The organism is Microcystis sp. M_QC_C_20170808_M3Col (assembly GCF_007095505.1).
In the GTDB taxonomy this organism is placed as follows: Bacteria; Cyanobacteriota; Cyanobacteriia; order Cyanobacteriales; family Microcystaceae; genus Microcystis.
The window spans coordinates 1-4401 of the sequence record NZ_SFBY01000156.1; the positions used below are offsets into that span (position 1 = coordinate 1).

Below are 4401 nucleotides of genomic sequence, written 5' to 3' on the forward strand. Positions count from 1 at the left end.
TATTCTTCTTCAAATTCTGACCAAGGAATTAGATTGGCCATGATAACCCAACGATTGTCTGGGGATAATTTCCCCTCCGAGGGAAACTCGAAGTTTTCCGGTGGGGTTGGCAGTTGCTCAATCTTACGATACATTAGTACTAAGGAGAGGAGATGCAAGGGTTTTGAGTAATTTTAGCAGATTTAAGTGCATTTGGGAAGCTCTCAATCAAGCTAAAAGCCCTTTCCTGTAAGGTTTTTAGCTTTATTCAGCAGACCCTAAATACACTAATATTGACATTCTCTAATCCGTACTACGAAAAGTATTGCCTAAAAAATACGGATGTTTATTGCCAGAGTGATTGCCCTTGGCTATAAATTTACATACTACTACTATGCTACTTAGTGAAGTGCGGAATGTGGGTTACATACTACTACTATGCTACTTAGTGAAGTGCGGAATGTGGGTCTTAACTAAGAAAAGGTGCGATATCGATGGGGAACCAATCCCCATCTAATACTTGTTCGAGAGTCAATATAGACTCTAGGGGAATAGCATTTTTATCGACAATTCTCCCATCAATTAGGGTTTGTCTCGCGTCCGAATAGGCCTCTGCGAAGGAATTGATGGCATGATTTTTCAGCGTTGGGGTTTTCATCTTTTTTTGCAGTTGTACTCGAAAAGTGGCGATTTCTCCTAGCCAATGACGCGCGTTTCGTTCTCTTTCCGCTGTCCAATAACTCAGTTTTAAAAGATGAATTAATAGTTGAGTTAATAAACTTTCTACGGCCTGGCGCTCACTTTTTCCCATCCATTCGACTTCCTCGATCAGATTTTCCCAGTCCACCCTGTCAAACTCTTTTCGCTTTAACAGTTCGGCGGTTTTTTCTGTCCAGAGAACAAAATCTTCCTCGTAGAGAACGGAGAGCGATGGCGGGGTTTGTGCGGTCATAATAGATTTCTGGCGTTGCTGATTTGTGATAGGAATCTTCTTGTGTGGGGTTTTTAAAACCTGGAGCCAAACTAGCTTTCTAGCTCTTGCCTTCTGCCTTTCCTAACCAAGAAGTTAATTTCATCCTATTACTTATTGATACCTTGAGTCAGCAAGGCCAGCAGCAGAAAAATTAATTCTGACTTAAAAATAAACTGGGCAATCCGATAAGATTATCTTGCTTAAAAAAGATCGAATTTTGTTGTCGCAATTTACCGATTAATCTTGTTACTGTTACTCTGGTAGTGCCGATGGCGCTGGCAATTTGAGCGTGAGTTAGGGGATAGGGAAGATAATAGCCTTCCACACAGGGTTGACCGTATTCTTCCAATAATAGAACCAAGAACCCCATTAATCGATCGAGGGAGCGTTTTTGACCGAGAATACTCAACCAAAATAACTTACGCTGGTATTGATGGCGAAAAGTTTCCATAACAGCCGATCGCAATTGCGGCCATTGTTCTAGATCTTCCCAGTATAACCAGACTAACTCGGTTTGGTCTAGATGAGCTTGGGCTTGTAATTGAAAGGGAAATTGAGAAAAAATCTCAAAGGGTTGACCTGCACCCACAAAACCGAGAAATACTTCCTCGCTATCGGCAATAGATAGTTTACGGGGGGATTTTTGGTCGATAACGTTAACTTGTGCCTTACCAACAATACGAATCGCCCCAGATTCCACAAAGTATAACAGTCCGGGGCGCGTGGCTACTCTTTCATCTTTGGCAAAGGTATGGTTACGATAATGGGATTTTGCCCAGTTAAAGATTTCTGTTTCTTGACCGATTAAGGGGATAAAATCCGACGAAGGAACCGAAGAAGACATTAAAATTAATAACCCACTGGGGCGTTGAGGGAACTGTAAACTAATGTAACAAAAAATTTCTGCGATTGGGGGGGTCTTGTGGCTGCTAGATGGTTATTGGTCAATAATCCCTAAAAGTCGCGGAGATTGAGCAGATAGGAGAATTATTAAGTATTCTTGGCAGTATCCCCGCCCCAATGTTACAAAAGCTAGATAATTGCTTTATCTATTCTTAACTTTTTCTCGCTTTTCTGGGGACTATGGCATAAGATAGGATGCGTAACTATAATTTTCTATCCGATGATAAATGATAGATGATAGTTGATAGATAACTTAAATTTATACTTTTCCTTAAAAACTTCGGTCAAACTTGTATGAATAGCATTAGACAAAAAGTTGAATCCCTCTTGAATCAATTACCCGATGATTGTTCAATTGAAGATATTCAGTATCATTTATACGTTCTAGAGAAAGTGCGTCAAAGTTTGAACGCTGCCTCTCTAGAGAATACAATCCCCCAAGAAGAAGTTGAGGGTCTTTTAAACAAATGGCTGATCGAGTGAATTATCGCCTTGTCTGGTCGCCCAAAGCAATTGAAGACGTGGATGCGATCGCATCTTATATTAGTCGAGATTCCCCGTCCTACGCGGCGGCCGTCGTGCGTCGAATTCTTGATATCAGCTATTCTTTAGAAAATTGTCCCCTAGAAGCGAAAAAATGCGCCGAATTTAGCGATGATACCATCCGAGAAAAGTCTGCCTACTCCTATCGTCTGATCTATCAAATTCAAGGGTCAGTAGTTATTATAGCGGCGATCGTCCATAGTAAGCATTTCTTGGATTGATCTAGTCAGTGATCAGTGATCAACCGTTAGGAGTCGGTCGTCAGGAGATAGGGTGTTGGGGTGTTGGGGTTTTAGGGTTTTAGTTGAAATTTCCCCACTTCCCCACTTCCCCACTCCCTAATTCATAATTCATAATTCATAATTTCCACTTCTCCTAACCCCCACCCCCCAATTTTGAGCCTAATTCCCGCTTAATCCGGTTGAGAATCGAGGTTTCATCGAGGGAATCGAGAATACTGGCTACCACTGCCTTCGGGCCATCGGGTCCCCAAGTGGCCCCATTAGCGAGATAGGTTTTCGTCACTTGGCCGATCGCGTAACAGGATACACCGGCGACTCCCGCTTGAGTTAGGGCGATCGAAGTATAGGGAAGGAGAGAAATGCCGCCAGTGGCAGGAATCGAGAGGCCAAGCAGTCCTTTTAGGGAACTTAAGCCCAAAACCGCTAAAAATTCGCTGGCACTAATGCCTCCCATATTGAGGGCAATTTTTTGTAAAAGAGCGATCGCCCCCTGACGAGTTAAATCGATGCCGTATAAGCGAGAAAGAGCGAGAATCATAGCCAGATCGATAACTGCTCCCGTAAACAGATCCAACACCGTCACCGGATTAAGAGCGATCGCCGATGCTTTGATCATCACTGCTTTTTGAATCAATTGATTAGCACCGCGATCACGGATAGCCATTTTGCGGGCGACAATTTGCTCGTTTACCTCGTCCGCATACAGCATAGAATTGAGTGCTACCAGCGATTTACCCTCTCGCTCTAGAATTTCCAAAATTTTGAGTTTCAGGGCTTCTATCTGGGGTTTTCCTCGAAATCGTTGCGTTTTTAGCCGTCCATCCTGCCCTTTAACCATCTCCGCCAGGAGGGGAGAGGCCGCCACCATAACAATCTCATCGGGGGAGAGTAATTCTTTCACCCGTTCTGAGGCGATTTTCTCATAGATAGCGAGGCGATCGACTTCGGGATACTGATCGATTTTATTAAAGACCAAAATCATCGGTTTTCCCGCTTCCCGCAACTTGGCCAGGGCGGAAAATTCCACTTTGGTCATATCACCGGAGATGATAAAAAGGATTAAATCCACCTGTTGCGCCACCTGACAGGCGAGAATTTCCCTCGTTTGCCCATCTACCTCATCAATACCGGGAGTATCAAGCAATTGCACCTGAGCATTACCATGGCCGTTCAGGGTCAGACGCGCTAGATTGGGGAAAGTATCATCGCTGCTTAACTGCCAATTTACCCCTTTAATGGTGCGGGTAACTCCGTGTAGAGGACCGGTTGTAAAGATTTCTTGACCGACCAGAGCATTTAAAATCGAGGATTTTCCCCGGCCCACCAGACCAAAAGCGGCAATTTGAATCAGCGATCGATCGAGTTTTTCCAGCAGTCCCACTAGGCGCTCGATCTCCGCTTCTAGACCAATTTTCTCGATCGAGGTAAGATCCAGACGCTCAACAAGTTTGCTCAGAGAATTGCGCGCCTGATTATAGTTGAGTTCTTCTTGAATAGTGCCGACACCTCGAAGCGCTTGTTCTAGGTCTTCGGTATTCCAAGCTCGATCGAGGAACGGGTCAAAGGTCATTTCAGTTATCAGTTATCAGTTATCGAAAATTTGGGTTAAAACCCCGTCGTAAAACGACGGCTTTTCTTGATATTTAATATAGCACTTAAGAACTTCCAGGGTTGCACCTCTCAGTTATCAGTTATCAGTTATCAGTTATCAGTGGGTAAGTCATCAGTTATCAGATGTGAGTTTTTAAGTGTGCAGTATTA

The 4401-nt window shown here is 43.6% G+C and carries 5 protein-coding genes; 2 read left to right on the forward strand and 3 right to left on the reverse strand.

Annotation, left to right across the window (positions count from 1 at the left end; translation table 11 throughout):
* Window positions 1-448: 448 nt before the first annotated feature.
* Together EWV84_RS07290 and EWV84_RS07295 are read right to left on the reverse strand one after the other, a co-directional pair.
* Window positions 449-931: a DUF29 domain-containing protein gene (locus EWV84_RS07290; RefSeq protein ID WP_287077479.1), complete on the reverse strand. Its 483-nt coding sequence runs from the start codon at window positions 929-931 to the stop codon at window positions 449-451.
* A 172-nt stretch (window positions 932-1103) separates the two neighbouring features.
* Window positions 1104-1796 carry a Crp/Fnr family transcriptional regulator gene (locus EWV84_RS07295; protein ID WP_287077480.1) on the reverse strand — a complete coding sequence of 231 codons (693 nt, stop codon included), beginning with the start codon at window positions 1794-1796 and terminating at the stop codon, window positions 1104-1106.
* Window positions 1797-2149: 353 nt separating this feature from the next.
* Between EWV84_RS07295 and EWV84_RS07300 the strand changes: the two genes are divergently transcribed.
* The gene (locus EWV84_RS07300; RefSeq protein ID WP_002737442.1) at window positions 2150-2338 is read left to right on the forward strand and encodes a hypothetical protein; all 189 of its coding nucleotides are present in this window, start codon (window positions 2150-2152) and stop codon (window positions 2336-2338) included.
* On the forward strand, window positions 2323-2619 hold the full coding sequence (locus EWV84_RS07305; RefSeq protein WP_286824434.1) for a type II toxin-antitoxin system RelE/ParE family toxin: 297 nt from the start codon (window positions 2323-2325) through the stop codon (window positions 2617-2619). The genes EWV84_RS07300 and EWV84_RS07305 overlap by 16 nt, the downstream gene beginning before the upstream one ends.
* Before the next feature lie 154 nt (window positions 2620-2773).
* Here the strand turns inward: EWV84_RS07305 and EWV84_RS07310 are convergent, their stop codons facing one another.
* Window positions 2774-4210 carry a GTP-binding protein gene (locus tag EWV84_RS07310; RefSeq protein WP_287077482.1) on the reverse strand — a complete coding sequence of 479 codons (1437 nt, stop codon included), beginning with the start codon at window positions 4208-4210 and terminating at the stop codon, window positions 2774-2776.
* Window positions 4211-4401: the final 191 nt, after the last annotated feature.

Excerpts from the sequence above, each read along its gene's own strand:
- EWV84_RS07300 (WP_002737442.1), top strand. The coding sequence starts at position 2,150 with ATGAATAGCATTAGACAAAAAGTTGAATCCCTCTTGAATCAATTACCC.
- EWV84_RS07310 (WP_287077482.1), bottom strand. The coding sequence starts at position 4,210 with ATGACCTTTGACCCGTTCCTCGATCGAGCTTGGAATACCGAAGACCTA.
- EWV84_RS07295 (WP_287077480.1), bottom strand. The coding sequence starts at position 1,796 with ATGTCTTCTTCGGTTCCTTCGTCGGATTTTATCCCCTTAATCGGTCAA.
- EWV84_RS07290 (WP_287077479.1), bottom strand. The coding sequence starts at position 931 with ATGACCGCACAAACCCCGCCATCGCTCTCCGTTCTCTACGAGGAAGAT.
- EWV84_RS07305 (WP_286824434.1), top strand. The coding sequence starts at position 2,323 with ATGGCTGATCGAGTGAATTATCGCCTTGTCTGGTCGCCCAAAGCAATT.